15 protein-coding genes are annotated in these 16,233 nt (G+C 36.4%); 6 read left to right on the top strand and 9 right to left on the bottom strand.

Translation table 11 applies throughout. From position 1 onward, the window contains the following. Positions 1-12 precede the first annotated feature (12 nt). A complete protein-coding gene (locus MP477_RS08820; protein WP_257190119.1) occupies positions 13-1,545 on the top strand; it encodes a hypothetical protein in 1,533 nt (510 codons plus the stop codon). Between the two features lie 62 nt (positions 1,546-1,607). Here the strand turns inward: MP477_RS08820 and MP477_RS08815 are convergent, their stop codons facing one another. The 5 genes from MP477_RS08815 to MP477_RS08795 form a co-directional block, all read right to left on the bottom strand. After that, the gene (locus MP477_RS08815) at positions 1,608-2,492 is read right to left on the bottom strand and encodes a glycosyltransferase family 2 protein (protein WP_257190118.1); all 885 of its coding nucleotides are present in this window, start codon (positions 2,490-2,492) and stop codon (positions 1,608-1,610) included. A gap of 4 nt (positions 2,493-2,496) precedes the next feature. Continuing rightward, positions 2,497-3,462: a glycosyltransferase family 9 protein gene (locus MP477_RS08810; protein ID WP_257190117.1), complete on the bottom strand. Its 966-nt coding sequence runs from the start codon at positions 3,460-3,462 to the stop codon at positions 2,497-2,499. A gap of 2 nt (positions 3,463-3,464) precedes the next feature. After that, positions 3,465-3,884, bottom strand: a complete 420-nt coding sequence (locus MP477_RS08805; RefSeq protein WP_230034228.1) for a SufE family protein — start codon at positions 3,882-3,884, stop codon at positions 3,465-3,467. A gap of 145 nt (positions 3,885-4,029) precedes the next feature. Next, positions 4,030-5,124, bottom strand: coding sequence for a glycosyltransferase (locus MP477_RS08800; protein WP_257190115.1), 1,095 nt, complete (start codon positions 5,122-5,124; stop codon positions 4,030-4,032). Then, positions 5,124-5,348 (bottom strand): uroporphyrinogen decarboxylase, encoded by a 225-nt coding sequence (locus MP477_RS08795; protein WP_257190111.1) that lies wholly within the window; start codon positions 5,346-5,348, stop codon positions 5,124-5,126. Before MP477_RS08795 ends, MP477_RS08800 begins: the two co-directional genes overlap by 1 nt. A gap of 151 nt (positions 5,349-5,499) precedes the next feature. Between MP477_RS08795 and MP477_RS08790 the strand changes: the two genes are divergently transcribed. Next, entirely contained in the window at positions 5,500-8,040 is a 2,541-nt protein-coding gene (locus tag MP477_RS08790; protein WP_230033230.1) for an ATP-dependent Clp protease ATP-binding subunit, read from the top strand. Positions 8,041-8,198: 158 nt separating this feature from the next. On the opposite strand, the gene MP477_RS08785 is transcribed toward MP477_RS08790, so the two are convergent. Continuing rightward, a complete protein-coding gene (locus tag MP477_RS08785) occupies positions 8,199-8,726 on the bottom strand; it encodes a hypothetical protein (protein ID WP_230033228.1) in 528 nt (175 codons plus the stop codon). A 198-nt stretch (positions 8,727-8,924) separates the two neighbouring features. Between MP477_RS08785 and mnmA the strand changes: the two genes are divergently transcribed. Next, the gene (gene mnmA, locus MP477_RS08780) at positions 8,925-10,112 is read left to right on the top strand and encodes a tRNA 2-thiouridine(34) synthase MnmA (protein WP_230033226.1); all 1,188 of its coding nucleotides are present in this window, start codon (positions 8,925-8,927) and stop codon (positions 10,110-10,112) included. 64 nt (positions 10,113-10,176) lie between these two features. On the opposite strand, the gene MP477_RS08775 is transcribed toward mnmA, so the two are convergent. Next, the gene (locus MP477_RS08775) at positions 10,177-12,021 is read right to left on the bottom strand and encodes an SPFH domain-containing protein (protein WP_257190109.1); all 1,845 of its coding nucleotides are present in this window, start codon (positions 12,019-12,021) and stop codon (positions 10,177-10,179) included. Between the two features lie 271 nt (positions 12,022-12,292). Here MP477_RS08775 and MP477_RS08770 point away from each other — a divergent pair, with 271 nt between their 5' ends. Beyond that, a complete protein-coding gene (locus MP477_RS08770) occupies positions 12,293-12,502 on the top strand; it encodes a hypothetical protein (protein ID WP_257190108.1) in 210 nt (69 codons plus the stop codon). 59 nt (positions 12,503-12,561) lie between these two features. Here MP477_RS08770 and MP477_RS08765 read toward each other — a convergent pair whose 3' ends face one another. Both MP477_RS08765 and MP477_RS08760 read right to left on the bottom strand, forming a co-directional pair. Further along, positions 12,562-12,912 (bottom strand): hypothetical protein, encoded by a 351-nt coding sequence (locus MP477_RS08765; protein ID WP_257190107.1) that lies wholly within the window; start codon positions 12,910-12,912, stop codon positions 12,562-12,564. Between the two features lie 23 nt (positions 12,913-12,935). Next, positions 12,936-13,655, bottom strand: a complete 720-nt coding sequence (locus MP477_RS08760) for a hypothetical protein (RefSeq protein ID WP_257190106.1) — start codon at positions 13,653-13,655, stop codon at positions 12,936-12,938. A 148-nt stretch (positions 13,656-13,803) separates the two neighbouring features. Here MP477_RS08760 and MP477_RS08755 point away from each other — a divergent pair, with 148 nt between their 5' ends. Beyond that, a complete protein-coding gene (locus MP477_RS08755) occupies positions 13,804-14,700 on the top strand; it encodes a hypothetical protein (protein ID WP_257190101.1) in 897 nt (298 codons plus the stop codon). 184 nt (positions 14,701-14,884) lie between these two features. Beyond that, positions 14,885-16,111, top strand: a complete 1,227-nt coding sequence (locus tag MP477_RS08750) for a DUF6051 family protein (RefSeq protein ID WP_257190100.1) — start codon at positions 14,885-14,887, stop codon at positions 16,109-16,111. The last annotated feature ends 122 nt before the right edge of the window (positions 16,112-16,233 follow it).

Here is a 16,233-nt window from a genome sequence, read left to right as displayed (position 1 = left end):
ATACAAAAACAAATGATTTACACGGATGATTTTTTTTCACCAACAAGTAATTATCCAATGGATGATTTAGTAAGCTTAATAGATAGCCATACTTTTGAGAATGTAAATTTCAAAAAAACTGCATATTGGTATGATGGCAGTTTAATGGATGATTCTAAGCTAGACAGCTTCATATATAGAAAGAAGGATAACACGTATTATGTTGATACGGAATTTACTGCAAACAATTCTTTTAATATTAAAAAAATAGGATTGAAAGCTGATGGCCAAGCTGATGATACTTTACCCTTACAAAAAGCAATTGATATAGCAATCAAGCTTAGAGCAAAATTAAAGCTTCCAGGTGGAGTTATTAAAATTATTAATCAAATATCAATAGACATATCCCAAACAAATAATCTAAAAAGTTATGAAATTGAAGGAGCAGGTATTGGTGTAACAATAATAAAAAGCGAAAATAATAATGAATGCAATACAGCCATTTACTTCAAAGGAATGAATGAATTTCAGTTCGTAAAAATGAAAGGATTTTCAATTGTAAGACCAGATATAGGAATTAGCAACGGTGGAACCGGTCTTAAATTTGAAAAAGCAGTTTATGTTGAATTGGAAGACATTGATGCTTTTAGGTTTAGTAATGGAATAGAATTTAATGATGTAGCCCTGGGTATGTTAACCAGAGTCAATGCAAGATGGTGCAAAACAGCATTAAAAGGCTCAATGCAACCTGGAGGATTTACTCCTCCGAATTTAATAAATTTTGTCAGTTGTGGATTTCACTCAAACTCTGTTTCTGGCGTCTATTTAGAAAACTGTCACAATGTAAAATTTGACAGTTGTGGATTTGAAGGAAATTCCGGCAATCCATTAGATATTGTATTTAATGCTGCCAATGGAACTGTTGGCCTTAATGCAATTAATAATTATTTTGAAGGTAATAAAGGAGAGGCTGATATAAAAATAACCAATCTTAGAGAGGGAGTACATAATATAACCGGGAATACCTTTAACCGTCTTTCAAATGACCACCACACCTATTATAATATTCTGGTAGCAGCAGAAGCCCAGGGAAACCAGGTTTTAAATATGACAGGTAATGGATTTCTCGCTGGTAATAGTTTTATTCCGGAAGCAGGTAAACCAGCCTGGCATATTCCCTGGAATTCAGAATCTTTTGAAATTACTGATTTTAATTATTATAGTGATGAAGTTTTAAGGCCCAGTTTAAACTTAAAAAACATTATAAAGTTAAAGAAAGAATATAATACCGGAAGGCTGAGTATCAATGCAGATGGAACATATACTAATGGAACAAATGGATTAACGTCAATGAGATACAGCCAGGGAATCTACCTCATTACATTGCCCCATACTATCAATACGATCCAAAGTCTACAGATTACAGCCCAGCAAGGGGATGCAAGCATTACAACCCTGCCTTCTTTTGGCTATGGCATTTTAAGCAATAATACTTTGCAGATTTTATGTAGAGACAAAAACGGAGCTATTGACAATGGATTCTTATTTAATATTGAGTACAAATAAAACTATTTAAAGTAGAAATCTCTCAGGAAACTGGGAGATTTTTTTGTTTTAAGGATAAAAGGTTATTTCATTTTCCTGAGCAATACACCCAGTTTATAAAAATCAAAACACTTCATGTGAGGGCTTTCCGAAAGAAGGTTCTTTTTAATTTTTCTTTCAAAGATCCCATATATAAGAAGAAATAGAAAATCCAGTTTTAATTGCCTTAATTTCATCGCCGCCCTATATACCTTAATATCTTTTATAAAAGCAATATTTTGGCTGCCTTTTGAAAGCTTACACAAAGAATTCATACCTATTGATGCTTTTCTTAGAAAAACTTCATTACTGGTATCATCAAAATGAATAACAGGATTATTAATCGCCAGAAACTTTACCTTATTCAGCTCAAGAAGCTTGGCAAAAATAAAATCTTCGTAGCCATATTCCGTCAGCTCTTCATTAAAAGGAAATTTCTCGAAAACCTCTTTTTTGATGATAAAGTTTACGGTTTTAAACAGTGAAAAATCAGCCGACTGATCTCCCGAAAAAACCTCTCTTTCCACAGAGTATCTGTTTCTGAGTGTGTTGGAGTATTGAGATGCAATTTTAAAATTGCCGTATATCAATTCTATATCCGGCTTCTTTTTTAGTTGGCACAAATAGTTCTGAAGAAATTTTTTGCTGTCAATCTTTACATCACAGTCTAAAAACAGAAGATATTTTCCTCGCACATATTGAAGAAAAAGATTCCGGATTTTGGATCTTCCAATATTTTCTTCCAGAAAAATCAAATGATGAACATGATCCTGAAGAGAAGTGTTAATTTGTTTAAAAGAAGTCTCTGAAGCGTCATCAATCAAAATAATCTCCGCATCAATGCCATTGATATCAATTTCTTTTTTTAACCCAACGACGAGTTCACGGACATCAAAATTAAATACGGGAATACATATTGAAAGCTCCATGTCATCAGATTTTGTCTATCACTTTTTGGATATTAAATTCTTCAAGACATGCCCAATCTCCCCTGTAGCATTCTTTATCGCCAAAAACAGAACATGGCCTGCAGGTAAGATCTTTTACCTGAACCACGTCGTCTTCACTTTGTCCAAATCCTAAAAATCCGGCGTAAGGATGCGTTGCTCCCCATATGGAAACACATCTTGTCCCTACAAGACTTGCCAGGTGCATATTGGCAGAATCCATAGAAATCATCACTTCCAGTCCTGCTATTTTATGAAGTTCTTCCGTAAGGCTCAACTTTCCGGAAAGGCTTTTCGTGTTAGGGATCTGACTTTCCCAGTTTTCAAGCGTTTCTGTTTCCTTCTTTCCTCCCCCAAAAAAATAGACGGTATTTTTTTGCGCCAGTATTCTAGCCAGTTCAAATGATTTTTCCAAAGGAAGCATTTTTCCCTTATGTTGGGCAAAAGGAGCAAAACCTATCCCCGATTTATCTTCGGAAAGAGGTCTCAGCTTTTCTGAAAGCGTTACCTGAAAGCCCATAGCACGGAATACATCAGCATACCGTTCCACTGTTTTTTTCAGCTGTACTTTATTCAGGTTCCAGACATCTGTAAGGTGTTCTTTTTCTTCCTTTCCTTTATCTATTTTAAAGACTTTCAGGCCTCTTCTTGCGTAAAATTTATCTAAGACTTTAGTTCTGATCACATCATGAAGATTGGCAATATAATCCGGACTGAATTCCTTGATCAGCTCATTACTTAATCTTCTTAACCCAAAAAAACCTTTATACTCATCCAGATCAATTCCCTTGAATATCACATTCGGAATCCCCGCAAATAAGGCTTCAAAATTCTTCCTGGAAACCATAATAATTTCCACATCAGGATTTTGTTCCAGAAACTCTCTGAAAACAGGTGCCGTCATGGCAACATCTCCAAATGCAGAAAAACGATATGCTAAAATTCTGGTCACGGTTATGATTTCAATTGATAAGCAACAGCGTAAAATTTGATTTGTTTGGTCATTGCCATCAATCCATTGGCTCTTGATGGGGAAAGGAATTCCTGTAATCCTATTTCTGAAATAAATTCAAAATCTGAATCTAATATTTCCTGGGTAGAATGACCACTGTAAATACTCACTAAGAGAGAAACAATTCCTTTTGGCAATATTCCGTCAGAGTCTGCATTAAAGAAAAGTTTTCCTTCTTTAAACTCAGCATCAATCCACACTTTACTCTGACAGCCTTTAATAAGGTTGTCATCTATTTTCTTATCTTCTGAAAGCCCCTTTAGTTCTTTACCCAGGTCAATGATATACTCATATTTCTGCTCCCAATCTTCAAGAAACGCAAATTCGTCGATAATTTCCTGCTGTTTTTCTTTAATGGTCATTTTAATCCAATTTCTTTCTGCAAAGATAATTAATTTTAGACTTTTAATTTTTTAATTCAATTTTCATTAAATTTAACCTGTAAATCATTGCTGATAAATGATAAAAGTATAAAATTAAATAGGATTGCCTCAATGTTTTAAAAAATTATTGAGCTGCCTTTTGGATGATTTGAAGTAATTTTATTTCCTCATTTTCCCAGCATATAGCTTCTGAAGCCCTTTCAAGCTCTTGCTGATAATTGACTCTGCCTTTGTTTAAAACCTTTTTAATAGCAGCGGCTATATGTTCAGGATGGTGGCTTTGAATAATCTCCCCTATATCAAACTGTTTTTTAACATTCTGCATTTCTGGAAAATCTGACAGAATTAAAGGAACCCGGGCCTGGATGCAATCCAGAATTTTATTAGGCAGTGAGTAGAGATAGCTGTCACCTCCATTTTCTTCAATACTCATTCCGCAATCTGCCATTACCGTAATATTTCTTAACTCATCAGGAATTAATTTCCCAAGAAATTTTACTTTATGCTGAAGATCTTCTTTAATGACGAGATTTTCATATTCTTTTTTCTTCGGCCCATCGCCTGCAATGTGTAGTATTACATTATCAAGATGATGCATGGCAAGAATCACTTTGTCTATTCCACGAAATGGATTGATTGCTCCCTGGTACAAAAGCTTTTTAGGGTTATTTTCAGGAATTTCAATATCAAACACCAATTTTCTTGGGGCATTTTGGATCACTACGGGAAGTATTCCGTATTTGTTCTGGAACCATTGGGCATAGCTTCCGCTTGCTGTAATCATAAATTTCAGCTTTGGAATAATTGTATTTTCCAGATACCGCCATAGCTTTTGTGACATCTTACCCTGAACAGCGGGCATTTCCGAAAAAATTTCATGGCTGTCAAAAATCAATGGAATATTTAATTTCTGAGAAAGAAGGTAATTGGGAAACAAGGCGTCCACATCGTTAGCATACAGAATGGTATTCTGATCTGCTTTTTTCTTTATCTGGTGGTACAATTTCCAGTTGAATTCAAAATAAGCTGTTTTTAAGCTTTTTGAACCCAGATGAACCCTGGAGAAAGGATATGGGCGCTCCATTTTTCCTGCTCCGTTCCAGTCGTTCCCTATTAAATCTATCTGATATTCATTTTCATACAACGTTCTGCATATTTTTTCAATGCGCTGATCGGTATACAAATTACTGAAAGCAGATATAATGATTTTTTTATTCATCAGCTTTTTTTCCCAAACAATAAATGGTAGACTTGAATAAAGCAAATAAGCCCGTTTGGAATGATCACCGGCCAAAGCATCCCGTTGTAGATACCATAAATGACAAAACAAAAACAGCCAATCATATTAACAACTCTGATTTTTCTTACATCTTTCAGTATGAAACTCAATACAATAAAAACGGAAGCAGAATAGCCAATATAAGTAGTTATCTCGGGATTCATGGGGATTTTTTACGAATAACAAACTTAATCATTTTCAATAAGATAATAAAATTTTTTCTGCCATAAAGTCATTAATTGATTTTTGGTAAAATATTTGTAATTTAGATAATGAATAAAAAGCAACGTTGCTTTTATTCTAATGAGATATATTATGGATTATAAGTTTTCACAAGGTTTGAGCCAGGTGTTCAAACAAAGCAAAAGCGAAGCTAAAAGGCTGAAAAGTGAATTTCTCAATACAGAACATCTACTTTTAGGTATTATAAAAACGGAAAACTCTGCAAAAGAAATCCTTCAAAACCTTAATGCGGATTTAACACAAATCAGAAGAAAAATTGAAACTCTAAATACAGCAAGTCTTAATCCTATTTCTGAGGAGGTTACCAATATTTCTTTCACCAAGATGGCAGATCATGCTATTAAACGTGCAGAGTTAGAATGCAGACAGTATAAAAGCAATGAAATTAATACCGTTCACCTGCTTTTGGGCATTCTTTATAAATATGAGGATCCTACTTCAAATATTCTAGGGGCTTATGACATCGACTACGAGGGTGTTTCAAGAGAGTACCAGACTATGCTTAAAAATTCCGGACAGGCACCACAGATGAGTGCTTATGATGATGATGATGAAAGAGAGGAATTTGAGCAGATGAGAAAGCCTACAGGAAATTTAGGCTCTGCAAAAAGTAAAACGCCTACATTGGATAACTTTGGTAGAGACTTAACTTCTTTGGCCAGAGATGGAAAATTAGATCCTGTGATAGGCCGTGAAAAAGAAATTGAGAGAGTTTCTCAAATCTTATCACGAAGAAAGAAGAACAACCCTCTTCTTATCGGGGAGCCGGGAGTCGGTAAATCTGCTATCGCAGAAGGGCTGGCTTTAAGAATTCAGCAGAAAAAAGTTTCCAGGGTTCTTTACGGAAAACGTGTGATCACTTTGGATCTGGCAAGTTTAGTAGCCGGAACAAAGTACCGTGGTCAGTTTGAAGAAAGAATGAAGGCGATTATGACTGAGCTGGAAAAAAACAGAGATGTCATCTTATTCATTGATGAGCTTCATACCATTGTAGGTGCAGGTAGCTCTACGGGAAGCTTAGATGCTTCCAATATGTTTAAACCGGCGTTGGCAAGAGGTGAGATTCAATGCATCGGGGCTACTACTCTGGATGAATACCGTCAGTATATTGAAAAAGACGGAGCATTAGAAAGAAGATTCCAGAAAGTAATGGTGGAGCCTACTTCTATAGAGGAAACCATTCAGATTCTAAACCAGATTAAAGATAAGTATGAAGAGCATCACAATGTCATTTATACTCCTGAAGCGATTCTGGCGTGTGTCAATTTGACATCAAGATATATTACAGACCGCTTTTTACCGGACAAAGCCATTGATGCTATGGACGAAGCAGGTTCCCGTGTTTATATTAAGAACATGAAAGTTCCTACTGAGATCATTGATTTTGAAAAGAAAATTGAGGATATCAAAGAAATGAAGCAGAAAGCGGTAAAAGCACAGGATTATCTTGAGGCAAGAAAGCTTAAGGATGAAGAGGAACGTCTTCAGATGGAACTGAATGCAGCACAGGAAAAATGGGACAAAGATGTAAAAGAGAAGAAGGAAACCGTAACAGAAGAAAATGTAGCGGAAGTAGTTTCTATGATGAGCGGTGTTCCTGTAACAAAAGTGGGCAAAAATGAGCTTGATAAATTAGCTCAGATGGATGAGAAACTGAACGGAAAAGTGATCGGTCAGGAAGATGCTGTGAAGAAAGTAGTGAAGGCTATTCAAAGAAACAGAGCCGGTCTTAAAGACCCTAACCGCCCAATTGGTACTTTTATCTTCCTTGGAACAACCGGGGTTGGTAAGACGGAGCTTGCAAAAGTAATGGCACGAGAACTTTTCGAATCTGATGAATCTCTGATCCGAATCGACATGAGTGAGTACATGGAGAAATTTGCCGTTTCAAGATTGGTTGGAGCGCCTCCGGGATACGTTGGATACGAGGAAGGCGGTCAGCTAACGGAAGCAGTAAGAAGAAAGCCTTATGCTGTGGTTCTTCTGGATGAGATTGAAAAAGCTCACCCTGATGTATTCAATATTCTGTTACAGATCCTCGATGAAGGTCATGTTACCGATAGCTTAGGCCGAAAAATAGATTTTAGAAATACGATCATTATCCTTACTTCCAATATCGGAACCAGGGATCTTAAAGATTTCGGTGACGGTGTAGGTTTCGGAACTTCAGCTAAAAAGACCAATACAGATTCAAGAGCAAGAAGTACGATTGAAAATGCCCTTAAAAAAGCATTTGCTCCTGAATTCTTAAACAGAATTGATGATATTGTCATCTTCAATTCTCTTGTACAGGATGATATCAAGAAAATTATTGATATCGAGCTTAACAAGCTTTATGGCAGACTTGAAAAATTAGGTTATAAAGTAGAATTAACTGAAGAGGCTAAAGACTTTATTTCTGAAAAAGGATGGGATAAAGATTTCGGTGCAAGGCCATTGAAACGGGCAATTCAGAAATACATTGAGGATTTACTGGCAGAAATGCTTGTGAATAAACAATTGAATGAAGGAGAAACCGTTGTCCTTGAAGTTAACGAAGCCAAGGACGGATTAATCGGAAAAACTTCAAAGCCTAAGAAAACGGCGGCTGAAAAGTCTTCTCCCCAGTCTTAAAATAAATGAATTTAACACTTATAAAAAAGCATCGGAAAATTTCCGATGCTTTTTGTTTTTTCGTAAGTTTTCGTTACATCCTTTCTGATATGGCTATTTTCATTAAACGTAAGAAAGTACAAACGTCTATATGGTTTTACATTCGCAGATAAGCATCATTATAACCCCACTACAAATCCTATATTAGGAATCAGTCCGCTTGAAAATACACTTGAATTTTCTTTATAAAGCACATTATACATCAACCCGATCTGCATAAAAGAATTATTACCTATTCTCTGCATATATCCTCCTCCAAGATAGAGCGCATTTTCTTCTTCATTGTATTTATAATCGTAGTATTTGTCTTTATAATTAATAAAATAATGTTGAAAATTGGCTCCCAGATAAAACGATCTTGCAATATAATAATTCACAAATGGGCCTACTCCAAACATCGTAGACTTATAATAATCTGAAGTCTGCCATGAAACACTCCCTACAACTCCCCCTTCAAGATCTTCGGTAAGCCTGTATCCTACTCTTGGAGATGCCTGCAGGTAAAAAGAACTGTTGCTTCCAAAACCCACACCTATTCCTCCTCCAAAAGTCCATCTGTTGGTTTCCTGAGTGGGTGTTCCGACTGAAATCTGGGAAAAAACTGATCCTGAGCATATCAGCATCAATGGAATAATAAACTTTTTCATATGTATCTATATTTTGTATAAGGTAATTAATCAATTTCCTCCTGCATTAGTGTTAAAAACTTCGTTAGTCTTGTTTTCTATCTTAACATCGTTTTTATCAATGTTTAAAATTATGGTTTTTTTACGAATTTTTTTAATTGTATTTTTGCCGCATCAAACTAAGAACTCCCGTTAAGAGTTTCGTAAAATTGAAATAAAATGAAAATAGTAGTAGGCCTCTCCGGAGGTGTAGATTCTAGTGTTACAGCATATTTGCTGCAACAGCAAGGTCACGAAGTTGTGGCTTTATTTATGAGGAACTGGAATGACGCTTCCGTAACGTTAGAAGATGAATGTCCCTGGATTGAGGACAGCAACGATGCATTAATGGTCGCTCAGAAGCTGGGAATTCCTTTCCAAGTGATTGATATGAGCGAACTTTATAAGGAACGCATTGTAGATTATATGTTTGCGGAATATGAGAAAGGAAGAACTCCGAATCCTGATGTTTTGTGTAACAGAGAAGTAAAGTTCGATGTTTTTATGAAAACAGCCATGTCTTTAGGTGCTGATAAGGTAGCTACGGGACATTATGCAAGAGTGAATTCCACTTTTGACGAAAACGGTAAAGAAATTTTCCATCTTTTGGCAGGAAAAGACAATAATAAAGATCAGTCTTATTTTCTTTGCCAGCTGAGCCAGGACCAACTGTCAAAGGCGTTGTTCCCAATTGGAGAGCTTACAAAGCCTCAGGTGAGGGAAATCGCCAAAGAAATAGGATTGGTAACAGCCGATAAAAAAGATTCTCAGGGATTATGTTTTATTGGAAAAGTAAGTCTTCCCCAGTTTTTACAACAACAGCTGAAGCCTAAAGAGGGGGAGATTGTAGAAATTTTCAAAGATTCTCCTTTATTTTCAGAAGAAATACCGGAATTTTCCTCCAAAGAGGAAGAGCTTCAATTTTTGTCGAGAAAAATCAATTATAAAAAAGCGGACGGAAAAGTAATCGGAAAGCATCAGGGGGCTCAGTTTTTCACCATTGGACAAAGCAAGGGTCTTGGAATAGGCGGTCATAAAGAAAGTTGCTTTATTGTATCGAGAGATATGGAAAACAACATCATCTTTGTAGGTGAAGGAAGCCATTTTCCAGGACTGTACAAAAAAGCGTTAAAAATAGACAATGCCGAGCTGCACTGGGTACGTGAAGACATGAAACTGAAAAATGGTGAATCTATGGAGGTAATGTCGAGATTCAGATACCGACAGTCTTTGCAGAAGGCTACTTTATATCAGTTTGAAGATGCTTTTTATATTGAATTTGAGGAATCTCAGTCTGCCATTGCTGAAGGGCAGTTTGCCTCTTGGTATATAGATGACGAACTTATCGGAAGTGGTGTGATATCTTAACCACACTCTTAAAAGTATAAAACCCCGGGTAATTATCCCGGGGTTCTTTTTTAGTTACAGTTTTTTATGTCGACATATCGTCAAAATTTCTTTTTTCAGGCTTTTTTGTCATCATTTTTTTAGTTTCTACCTGTTCCAGGATCTTCAGTCCCAGTAATCCACTGATTCCTCCGTTAGCTGCATCTCCGCTTCCACCGATCAATACATCCGGCATTATTTTTACATTCTGATTGGCAATAGATTCCATAATTTTTAATTGTGTGAAATTTTCGTCACCCATTGCATCAACAGACAGCTTATATGATTCAGCATTCGACTTACCAATCGCCAGTATTTTCTCTGCTTCAGCATTACCCATTAATGAGATCTGCTCAGCATTGGCTTTGGCAAGCAGCCTTGTTTTTTCGGCTTCACCATTGGCTTTTTTCACCACTGCTGCTGCTACTCTTTCAGCAATTAATACCCCCTGATCTGCCGTTACAATTTCTTTCTGTATATCGGCAACCGCAGTTTCTTTTTCTAAGCTCTGTCGTGTTTCCTGAGCCAGTTTCTGCATTTCAAAGGTTGTTTTCTGTTCTTCCGCAATCTTTCGGTCTGTGAGGGTCTTCATGAGTGTTTCCGGGGGAACAATATCTCCTATCAGTGTATCAACTGCTGAAACGTTATATTGTTCCAGAACGCTGCTGATATGATCTCTGGCAGACTGCTGCCGTTCTTTACGGGTTCCGAGAAAAGCAATTACATCACTGTCCTGAGCAGAATTTCTGAAATAATTTCCTATTGTAGGTTCCAGAACCTGCCCAACAAGATTAATCATATTTCCAAAGCGTGCGATCACTTTCGGGGCCTCATTGGAAGGGATATGAATGATTTGGGAGACATCCAGGTCGAAAGGAAATCCGTCTTTGCTTCGAACGGTAATGGTCGAAAGGTTTTTGTCCAGCTGATGAGCTTCACTCCTCGCTGATGCCCAGTTCAATACAAGATTCGTGGTCGGAACCAATTCTGTTTTCATAATATAAGGATTTATCGGATATTTTCCCGGTCCAAGTGGTTCACCCCAAACTCCTTTATAGCCTCTTTCCACTATATTGCCGTGTTTAAATTCTATTCCACTCAAGTCTTTTCCTTCTTCACCTACATAGCTGATGACCACTCCTACTGAACCAATCGGAATTTCAGTCATCTTTACCATTTCAAGTTTTACAAACCAGGGGTTCAGGAAATAAGATCCTGCAAGGATCACCTGCTCCTGAAGACCTTTATATCCGCCACTGTTTAAAAAAACATCTACATCCTGAAATTTATTATGCTCGTCGATTATTTTTCCGGCAATCTGCCCTTCTTCAAGAGGTTTCCCTTCTAAAGTAGTGATAATGCCTACTGCGTTATCAGGAATTTGTGTCATATCCGTAAGTGAAACCTCAAACAATAAGGTATTTATTCTATAAGAGCCGGGAGCAATGATGGCAGTTTGCCGCCCTTTCCGGCCTCCGTTTTTTAAGAAGGCTTCGGCATCCTGAAAAGAATCACATTCTACTTTTCTGCCCAAAATCCGGCCTGTTTCCAGCTCATGTCCATCTCTGGCCAAAATAAGTCCTATCTGCCCCGTCGGCACAATAGTAAAAGACTGAAAGTGAATAGAATACTGCCATATCCATTTCCAGAAATAAATCCCGGGTGCCAGTGTCTGAGCCTGAAATCCTGCTTCTCCGTTGGTCGCAATGATACGTCCTTCCGGTAATTCCTGCCTTCCCAGCAAAACAAACTTCTTGGTAACCAACCCTATTTTATCTTCCGGCACAATTACCAATCCGAAGAAAACCCTTAGTATGAATTTGTAGAAAACAAAACCAAAGAGAATGATAACTGCTGGGATAAACCATACTGACTGTAAAATATTTTCCATGATCATAATTTTTTTATTATGTATTATTACTCAAATGTCTTTTGATTTAAAAAAATAAAAGTCTTTCTTTTATGTTTTTCAGAATTATATTGATGTTAAAACTGTCTTACTGTAAAAAATATATGCCGTTTTTGAAAGAAATCATCACGCAGAGCTATAAAAATTCGTATTTCAGAGAAGAATAATGATGTAATGAAAAAAGAGAATTTTTTTTCTGTAACGTTTGTCAAATTGTTGTACTTACTGAGTAAATAACATTAAAAAACATTCTATGAAAACGACTGCAAAAAAACTGTATGCTTATGCAAACCATATTCTAATCTCTTTGGTATCTGCCGTTTTTGGCTATAACCTGTATCAGGCCATTGTACATCCCGACCATTCAAATATTGGATTAAGCCTCATTTTGGTGGTTCTTACCTATATTATGCTCCGAAAATATGGCTACCAATCAATAAAGAAGGAACAGAAAGACATTTAATCAGTCATATAGATAAGCCCGAAGCTATTGTGTTTTCGGGTTTATTTTTTTTAAGTCAACTACTTCGTGTTATTCTTGAAGTAATATTGAATAACTGATGCTCCTGCAATACATTCAATGATCAGGATCATCACTAAAAGCCCAATAGGCTTACCCAGCATCAGTCCCCTGATCAGCTTTAAAATGCCTAATCCAAAAATGAAAGCCAGCCCATAAAAAGTTACTTTTGAAACAGCTTCATGAAATAGCCTCAGCATAAAAATGGAAGCATAAAATCCCAGTAAAAGAAAGATATATAATTTTAGAAATTCAGGACCTTTTAAAAAAATGGGATTCAATGTCTGACATTCTTCCACAAGCCATGTAAAACTGATGATAAACGGAACTAAATGGATGATATATTTTTTCATAATTACTGTTTTAATTGATACTTTTACCCGCCACATCCTCCGCATCCACCACAACCGCCTCCGCAGCCTCCTCCACAACTACTTCCTCCGCTACAGCTGCTTCCTCCACAACCTGTTCCGGAATCATTGCCGTTTTTAGCTTTATTTTCCTGAAATGTATTAGCAATGGCACTGATGATAAAAATGACAGCTATTGAAAGTATCACCGACCCCAGTGTGATGACAATCTCACCAAGACAGGATGACAGTGTTGTAAGAATGATCAGTAACGGTATGAAGCGAAGCCTCTTCCACCAGCTGCTCCAATATTGCTTTTTTCTTTGCTGAAACCAGATATCGGCTGGGGCTTCCAATTGGAAAATCTCTTTATAGCTTTTCAGGGTTTCTGAAAACCAATCCCGGTGTTTTGTTGTTTCCTTTGTTCCTCCTTTTGAAGGATGATGATGAAGCTTTCTTTTTAAAATGTGAGGACAAAACTCTTCCCAGTAATTTTGGGTGTAAATCAAATGCATGTGCCATACTTTATCCACTATTTTGCTTGGAGAGGCTCCATTGGGAAGAATACAGCAGAGGTAAACAAACTTTTTATATTCTTCAATTGCTTTTCGGGCAAAATCCAAAGTCCAGTTTTCTTCTTTTGCCAGCTTTTTTGAGAAAGGAAAATCGGCATCAGGAGCATCTAAGGAAAATCCCTGGATCCTGTTCCAAAGAAATTCGTCTTGTAATACCATTTTTGTTTCCATTGTCTTTATTTTAATTTTTCTACTCAAATATCAATTGATTTTAAAATATAAAAGTCTTTCAATAGTCTCATTTGAATCGATAAAAATCTTAAATTAGTCTTGCAGAATTTCGAAGTCCATCTGAAACCTGAATAAAGAAAATAAACAGATGAAAAAAGAAGATATTTTACACCTTGAGAAACTCATGAACTTCTTAAGCCGGCAGTTTCTAAAGAAAAACCATTGGCAAGACGTTACCAAAACGGAATGGTCTTACATCAGTGCTGAAATTAATGATCTCATTATCAACGATTATGCTGAAAAAGAGATAAAAAAAGATCCTGACATCCTGGGGTTAAACTACCTTTATGAGCATCTGATTATCAATAAACTAAAGAAATACCATCACAATGAAAATGCCGTTTTAAGCCGTCCCAATCTGGCAAAGATAAGCCTGATTGTCAGGGTTCTGGGTTATTCAAATTATATAGATTTCATTAATTCCAATACAGAAGCTTTCAATTTTAATGATCTTAAAATTGATATGAATAATACAGTGCTGAATACCACTCTCTTAGACCGTTTAGTGGGCTGTTGGTATTCTTATAACAGAAATCTTCCCGAGAATCCTTTACAGGCAAAAGAAGACAGAATCTGGCGTTCCGCGACAGAGATCTACAAATCTGAAACTACGGGAGAATATTTTGTTGAGAGAAGCGGAGGTGATCACCATAAGTATTTCGGGAAAGTGACCGCTTATTCAGATTATGTTTTTATTATTATGAACAGCAATACTTTTATCCGGCAGAGACACTTTGTTTCAAGAATTAAAGATATCAAGGAAAAGCTTAAAAACCCTGACTATAAACTGCATGAACTTCACTTTATCAGTACCTGTATCAGCTTCAATCAGGAACCTATTGCCTTATTTGAAATTTTCAGGAAGGCAGACCGGAAAAACTTTATTTCAGATTCCATCAGCTTTCCGATAGACAGTGACGAGATTCCGGAAACCATAGTAAAACAGCTTGAAGATACTGAAGCTAACAGGATTGATTACAGATAGTTGAACGAAATCAACACTAGGTTCGAGATTCGGGATAAGAGATTAGGTCTGGAGGTACAAATAGAAAAGTCAGTATAAGGATGTTCTCCTATGCCTAGAATATATTTAAACGCTTAAAATCTGTGTATTACAGTAATAATTACATACATTAATAGTTCTAATTATAAGCCTTAATTATCTTATTATGGAATATTATGAATTATATGAGGTTTTGAAAAGTCATTTTGATTCCAAAAAAGAGTTTACAGAAATAAAGGATTTAAATGTGACCATAGAGTCTATCCCCTTTTTATCAAAAGCCTCAGGTTTACTGTATGGATCTTCTACTGCTGAATGCCTGAGACATCACCCTCAACCGGAGATCAATGAGAATGCTTATTTGGTTTATCATCAGCCATCGATAGATACAAAGGATTTCGACATCAGCTGTAATCAAAATTTTGAGTATTATATTCTTAAAAGGGCTGATATAAAAACAGCGAAAGGAAGTATTATTTTTTTTCACGGGCTGAATGAAAAGAAGTGGGACAAATATCTGCCCTGGGCCTATGAACTGGCTCAAAGAACCCATAAGGCGATTATTCTGTTTCCTATTGCCTTTCATATGAACCGGGCTGATCCTATTTGGAGTGACCGCAAGCATATGACAGATATTGTCAATTTCAGGAGAAAAAGATATCCTGAAAACACTAATTATTCTTTTGTAAATGCAGCAATAAGTTCCAGGCTGGAGGCTCATCCGCAAAGGATTTTCTGGTCAGGATTACAGACGTATTCAGATATCATTGAAGTAATAAAAGACATTAAGAACAACAAAATAAAAAGTATTGCTGCGGATGCAGGTTTAGATTTATTTGGATATTCTATAGGCTCGTTTCTTTCCATGATTATTAAAATGGCTGATCCCGGAGGCTACTTTTCTCAGTCCAGGCTTTTTTGTTTCTGTGGAGGAATGACCATTGACAGAATGTTTCCGATCTCAAAATATATTATGGATGCTCAGGCAGCCATTAAAGTACAGTCTGCGTTTACAGAGTTATTAATTTCAGATTTTAAAACTGACAAACGGTTAAAGCATTACCAAAATGAGGATTTACATCCGCAGGAAAGCTGGTTTAAAAAAATGCTGAGATATAATTATTTCCAAAAAGAAAGGGAGGACAGAATCCGGGAGCTTCAGTCCCAGATAAAGGTATATGTACTGAAACAGGATGACGTTGCCCCTCCTATTGAGGCTTTGAATACGCTACAAGGTGGTTACAGGGATATTGATGTAGAAGTTGAAATAAAGGATTTCCCTTTTGAATATTCTCATATGGTACCATTCCCGCTTACTCATAAAAATAAGAAAGAAGTGACTAAAGGGTTTCACGAGTTTGTAAAGTCAGCCAGTGATTTTTACGGGCAATAAGCTCTTCAAAATCTATACTTTTAAGGCAGGAAACGGTTTAACTTTGAGGGTAAAAGATCTCAAGGAAAAATTTAAAAAATAAAATAATAAGGTCCATGGTTATGTTTTTAGTTGGTTAAAAA

It is taken from the genome of Chryseobacterium sp. WG23 (assembly GCF_024586575.1).
Taxonomy (GTDB): Bacteria; Bacteroidota; Bacteroidia; order Flavobacteriales; family Weeksellaceae; genus Chryseobacterium.
This window is presented reverse-complemented; position numbering and strand designations above follow the sequence as displayed.

Bases quoted from the DNA above. Each gene is read 5' to 3' on its own strand.
- MP477_RS08815 (WP_257190118.1), bottom strand. From the start codon at position 2,492: ATGGAGCTTTCAATATGTATTCCCGTATTTAATTTTGATGTCCGTGAA.
- MP477_RS08765 (WP_257190107.1), bottom strand. From the start codon at position 12,912: ATGAAAAAATATATCATCCATTTAGTTCCGTTTATCATCAGTTTTACA.
- MP477_RS08760 (WP_257190106.1), bottom strand. From the start codon at position 13,655: ATGGAAACAAAAATGGTATTACAAGACGAATTTCTTTGGAACAGGATC.
- MP477_RS08820 (WP_257190119.1), top strand. From the start codon at position 13: ATGATTTACACGGATGATTTTTTTTCACCAACAAGTAATTATCCAATG.
- mnmA (WP_230033226.1), top strand. From the start codon at position 8,925: ATGAAAATAGTAGTAGGCCTCTCCGGAGGTGTAGATTCTAGTGTTACA.
- MP477_RS08790 (WP_230033230.1), top strand. From the start codon at position 5,500: ATGGATTATAAGTTTTCACAAGGTTTGAGCCAGGTGTTCAAACAAAGC.
- MP477_RS08800 (WP_257190115.1), bottom strand. From the start codon at position 5,124: ATGAATAAAAAAATCATTATATCTGCTTTCAGTAATTTGTATACCGAT.
- MP477_RS08795 (WP_257190111.1), bottom strand. From the start codon at position 5,348: ATGAATCCCGAGATAACTACTTATATTGGCTATTCTGCTTCCGTTTTT.
- MP477_RS08805 (WP_230034228.1), bottom strand. From the start codon at position 3,884: ATGACCATTAAAGAAAAACAGCAGGAAATTATCGACGAATTTGCGTTT.
- MP477_RS08770 (WP_257190108.1), top strand. From the start codon at position 12,293: ATGAAAACGACTGCAAAAAAACTGTATGCTTATGCAAACCATATTCTA.
- MP477_RS08755 (WP_257190101.1), top strand. From the start codon at position 13,804: ATGAAAAAAGAAGATATTTTACACCTTGAGAAACTCATGAACTTCTTA.
- MP477_RS08785 (WP_230033228.1), bottom strand. From the start codon at position 8,726: ATGAAAAAGTTTATTATTCCATTGATGCTGATATGCTCAGGATCAGTT.
- MP477_RS08750 (WP_257190100.1), top strand. From the start codon at position 14,885: ATGGAATATTATGAATTATATGAGGTTTTGAAAAGTCATTTTGATTCC.
- MP477_RS08775 (WP_257190109.1), bottom strand. From the start codon at position 12,021: ATGGAAAATATTTTACAGTCAGTATGGTTTATCCCAGCAGTTATCATT.